Annotated in this window: 5 protein-coding genes; all 5 read left to right on the top strand. The window is 40.1% G+C overall.

What is annotated here, in order from left to right:
* Positions 1 to 258: 258 nt before the first annotated feature.
* The 5 genes from HT685_RS02070 to dltD are packed head-to-tail and all read left to right on the top strand — an operon-like array spanning position 259 to position 4,716.
* Positions 259 to 390, top strand: a complete 132-nt coding sequence (locus HT685_RS02070) for a teichoic acid D-Ala incorporation-associated protein DltX (protein WP_000813667.1) — start codon at positions 259 to 261, stop codon at positions 388 to 390.
* Positions 391 to 410: 20 nt separating this feature from the next.
* Positions 411 to 1,961, top strand: coding sequence for a D-alanine--poly(phosphoribitol) ligase subunit DltA (gene dltA, locus HT685_RS02065; protein ID WP_173224934.1), 1,551 nt, complete (start codon positions 411 to 413; stop codon positions 1,959 to 1,961).
* Positions 1,958 to 3,202, top strand: a complete 1,245-nt coding sequence (dltB, locus tag HT685_RS02060; protein ID WP_173224937.1) for a D-alanyl-lipoteichoic acid biosynthesis protein DltB — start codon at positions 1,958 to 1,960, stop codon at positions 3,200 to 3,202. Before dltA ends, dltB begins: the two co-directional genes overlap by 4 nt.
* A gap of 13 nt (positions 3,203 to 3,215) precedes the next feature.
* The gene (dltC, locus tag HT685_RS02055; protein ID WP_000351967.1) at positions 3,216 to 3,455 is read left to right on the top strand and encodes a D-alanine--poly(phosphoribitol) ligase subunit DltC; all 240 of its coding nucleotides are present in this window, start codon (positions 3,216 to 3,218) and stop codon (positions 3,453 to 3,455) included.
* A complete protein-coding gene (dltD, locus tag HT685_RS02050; RefSeq protein ID WP_173224940.1) occupies positions 3,448 to 4,716 on the top strand; it encodes a D-alanyl-lipoteichoic acid biosynthesis protein DltD in 1,269 nt (422 codons plus the stop codon). Before dltC ends, dltD begins: the two co-directional genes overlap by 8 nt.
* Positions 4,717 to 5,153 lie beyond the last annotated feature (437 nt).

The following is a 5,153-nucleotide window of genomic DNA, read 5'->3' as shown; positions in this document are numbered from 1 at the left end:
GCTTCCTAGTTTGCTCTTTGATTTTCATTGAGTATTAGAAAACAATTATTTTGATAGAGCTTGAGATGGAAATCTCAGGCTCTTTTTTAAAAATATACATAGAAAAACCGCATAATCCTTAAAATAAACTGAAATCTATTGAAAACATACGGTAAACAATTGAAAAAATACTATATAAAGTGGTACAATGGTAGAAAAATAAGCTAGTAAGAGTCTATCTTATTTAGCAAAAATTACAGAAATGAATGGTTTTTCTTGATGAAACAGAGAAAAGAATTGTACCTCTTTCTTGGTCGGACAGCCTTGTATTTTCTTATCTTTCTAGGGCTGCTTTACTTCTTTAGCTATCTTGGTCAGGGTCAAGGAAGCTTTATCTATAATGAATTTTAACTTGAAGGAGAATTCCTATTGTGTCAAATAAACCAATAGTAGATATGATTGAAACCATTGAGCATTTTGCTCAGACACAGCCTAACTATCCTGTTTATAATGTTTTGGGACAGGAACACACTTATGGAGATTTGAAGGCTGATTCGGATAGTTTGGCTGTAGCCATCGATCAACTGGATTTACCAGAGAAGTCTCCTGTGGTTGTTTTTGGAGGCCAAGAATATGAAATGTTGGCAATTTTTGTGGCTTTGACTAAGTCAGGACATGCCTACATTCCCATTGACAGCCATTCGGCTTTGGAGCGAGTTTCAGCTATTTTAGAAGTAGCAGAGCCAAGCTTGATTATTGCCATCTCAGATTTTCCATTGGAGCAGGTTTCGACACCTATGATGAATCTAGCTCAGGTTCAAGAAGCCTTTGCCCAAGGGAATAACTATGAAATCACGCATCCAGTCAAGCGCGATGATAACTACTACATTATCTTTACTTCTGGTACGACTGGTAAGCCTAAGGGAGTGCAGATTTCACATGATAACCTCCTCAGCTTTACCAACTGGATGATTACGGATAAGGAATTTGCGACGCCAAGTCGTCCGCAAATGCTGGCTCAGCCACCTTATTCTTTTGACTTGTCTGTTATGTACTGGGCACCGACCTTGGCACTTGGTGGTACGCTTTTCGCTCTTCCTTCAGCTATTACTCAGGATTTTAAGCAACTCTTTGCGACTATCTTTTCATTGCCAATCGCTATCTGGACATCAACGCCTTCCTTTGCAGATATGGCTATGTTGTCTGAAGACTTTAATAGCGAGAAAATGCCCGGCATCACGCATTTCTACTTTGATGGAGAAGAATTGACGGTTAAAACGGCTCAAAAACTGCGCGAGCGTTTCCCAAATGCCCGTATTATCAATGCTTACGGCCCAACAGAAGCGACAGTGGCCCTGTCAGCAGTTGCTGTGACAGATGAGATGCTAGCGACTCTCAAACGCCTACCAATCGGCTATACCAAGGCTGATTCTCCAACCTTTATCATTGATGAGGACGGCAATAAACTGCCAAGTGGTGAACAGGGAGAAATCATTGTTTCTGGACCAGCTGTTTCAAAAGGCTATATGAACAATCCTGAAAAAACAGCGGAAGCCTTCTTTGAGTTTGAAGGTCTGCCAGCCTATCACACAGGCGATGTGGGAACCATGACAGATGAGGGCTTACTTCTTTACGGTGGACGTATGGACTTCCAGATTAAGTTCAATGGTTACCGCATTGAGTTAGAAGATGTCTCTCAAAACCTCAACAAGTCTCGTTTTATCGAGTCTGCTGTCGCAGTTCCACGCTATAACAAGGACCACAAGGTGCAAAATCTACTGGCTTATGTCATCTTAAAAGATGGTGTTCATGAACAGTTTGAGCGTGATATCGATATTACCAAGGCCATCAAGGAAGATTTAACAGATATCATGATGTCCTACATGATGCCGTCTAAATTCCTTTACCGAGACAGTTTGCCACTGACTCCAAATGGAAAAATTGATATCAAAGGATTGATTAACGAGGTGAATAAGAGATGATGGAGTTCTTTCAACAGCTTCCTCATTTAGAGCCATACGGCAATCCTCAGTATTTTGTCTATGTGATTGCTGCAACCTTGCCCATCTTTATTGGTCTCTTTTTCAAGAAACGCTTCGCCTGGTATGAAGTGCTGGTTAGCCTCTTCTTTATCGTCACCATGTTGGTGGGTGGAAAGACCAATCAATTGGTTGCCTTGGGTATTTACCTTTGCTGGGAAATATTGCTCCTGCTTTTCTACAAGCATTATCGAAAAAGCAAGGATGGCAAGTGGGTCTTTTACTTAGTTAGTTTTCTGTCCCTACTTCCGATTATCTTTGTCAAGGTGCAACCGGCTATCAATGGAACGCAGTCTTTGCTTGGGTTCTTGGGGATTTCCTACCTGACTTTTCGTTCGGTTGGGATTATCATCGAGCTGAGAGATGGAGTGATTAAGGATTTTACCCTCTGGGAATTCCTCCGTTTCCTTCTCTTCATGCCGACTTTTTCAAGTGGTCCAATCGATCGCTTTAAGCGTTTTAATGAAAATTATCAGACCATTCCTGAGCGAGATGAGTTGATGGATATGCTGGATGAATCTGTTCGCTATATCATGTGGGGCTTTTTGTATAAGTTTATCCTGGCTCATGTTTTAGGAGAAACCTTACTCCCTCCTCTGAAGAATCTAGCCCTGCAGTCAGGTGGTTTCTTTAACCTCTATGCCTTGGCAGTTATGTATACCTTTGGTCTGGAGCTCTTCTTTGATTTTGCAGGTTACTCTATGTTTGCCTTAGCCATTTCAAATTTAATGGGAATCCGTAGTCCCATCAACTTTAACAAACCCTTTTTATCAAGGGATTTAAAGGAATTTTGGAATCGCTGGCATATGAGTCTCTCTTTCTGGTTCCGTGACTTTGTCTTTATGCGGATGGTCATGGTATTGACCAGAAAGAAAGTCTTTAAAAATCGCAATGTAACCTCAAGTGTGGCCTACGTTGTCAATATGCTAATCATGGGATTTTGGCATGGTGTGACCTGGTACTACATCGCCTATGGACTCTTTCATGGGATTGGACTGGTCATCAATGATGCCTGGGTTCGCAAGAAAAAAACGCTCAATAAGGAGTGGAAAAAAGCAGGGAAAGCTGCTCTACCTGAGAATCGCTGGATTCAGTTGCTTGGCATGGTTGTCACCTTCCATGTCGTCATGCTGTCATTCTTAATCTTTTCTGGATTTTTGAATGATTTATGGTTTAAAAAATAAAAGGAAATAAAATATGGATATCAAATCAGAAGTTATCGAAATTATTGATGAGTTGTTTATGGAAGATGTTTCTGACATGATGGATGAAGATCTTTTTGATGCAGGTGTCTTGGATAGTATGGGAACGGTTGAGTTGATTGTGGAGATTGAGAACCGTTTTGACATTCGTGTCCCTGTAACAGAGTTTGGTCGCGATGACTGGAATACAGCTAATAAAATCATAGCTGGTATTGTGGAGCTACAAAATGCTTAAACGCTTATGGACGATCTTCGGACCGGTCTTGATAGCTGGTTTGTTGGTTTTTCTGCTCATTTTCTTTTATCCTACTGAGATGCATCATAATCTAGGAGCTGAAAAGCGTTCAGCGGTGGCTACTACTATCGATAGTTTTAAGGAGCGAAGTCAAAAAGTCAGAGCACTATCTGATCCAAATATGCGTTTTGTTCCCTTCTTTGGCTCTAGTGAATGGCTTCGTTTTGACGGTGCTCATCCTGCGGTATTAGCTGAGAAATACAATCGCTCCTACCGTCCGTATCTTTTAGGACAGAGGGGAGCTGCATCGCTTAACCAGTATTTTGGAATGCAACAGATGTTGCCACAGCTAGAGAATAAACAAGTTGTGTATGTTATCTCACCTCAGTGGTTCAGTAAAAATGGCTATGAGCCAGCAGCTTTTCAGCAGTATTTTAATGGAGACCAGTTGACCAGTTTTTTGGAACATCAATCTGGAGATCAGGCTAGTCAATATGCAGCGACTCGCTTACTACAGCAGTTCCCAAACGTAGCTATGAAGGATTTGGTTCAGAAGTTGGCAAGCAAAGAAGAATTATCGACGGCAGACAATGAAATGATTGAATTATTGGCTCGGTTTAATGAACGCCAAGCCTCCTTTTTTGGTCAGTTTTCAGTTAGAGGCTATGTCAATTATGATAAGCATGTAGTTAAGTATTTAAAGACCTTGCCAGACCAGTTTTCTTATCAAGCTATAGAAGATATTGTTAAAGCAGATGCTGAAAAGAATACTTCCAATAATAATCTGGGAATGGAAAATTATTTCTATAATACGCAGATCAAGAAGGATCTGAAGAAATTAAAGGACTCTCAGAAAAGCTTTACCTATCTCAAGTCGCCAGAGTATAATGACTTGCAGTTGGTTTTAACCCAGTTTTCTAAATCTAAGGTCAACCCGATTTTTATCATTCCACCTGTTAATAAAAAATGGATGGACTACGCTGGTCTACGAGAGGATATGTACCAACAAACGGTGCAGAAGATTCGCTACCAGTTAGAAAGTCAAGGTTTTACCAATATAGCAGATTTTTCTAAGGATGGCGGGGAGCCTTTCTTTATGAAGGACACCATTCACCTTGGTTGGTTGGGTTGGTTGGCTTTTGACAAGGCAGTTGATCCTTTCCTATCCAATCCAACCCCAGCTCCGACTTACCATCTGAATGAGTGCTTTTTCAGCAAAGACTGGGCGACTTATGATGGAGATGTCAAGGAATTTCAATAGGTGAATATAGAAGTGGAGGCTGGGACAAAAAGATTTTGATTTTAGGAATTCTTTATTATAAATTTCTAAAATCGATAGATTAGATAAAAAAGCGAACAAGACAGAATTCTGAGTGTCAGAAAACTCGTTTGTTCGCTTTTTATATTTAAGGTTAGACTTTTGTCCCAGATTCTTTTTATTAATCTTTAGGCTATCACAGATTATTCTGCCTGTTTTCATTTTACTTATTGAAAGTATTATCAGAGAATCTGGAAACAGGAGCTCCTTCAGAATATTATATTAGCATTTACTTGACTGTTCTTTTATTGGAGAGAAGACTTATCATATGCTATAATTTTAGGTAAGAAGCACTTAGAAACAGTGTATTTAAATATAGTACTCTTCAAAAATCTCTTCAAACCACGTCAGCGTCGCCTTACCGTAGGTATGGTTACTGA

The sequence above is a fragment of the Streptococcus sp. 5004 genome (assembly GCF_013276755.1).
Classification (GTDB): Bacteria; Bacillota; Bacilli; order Lactobacillales; family Streptococcaceae; genus Streptococcus.
Note: the sequence above shows the minus strand (reverse complement) of the source record. Positions and strands in the feature narration are given on the sequence as shown.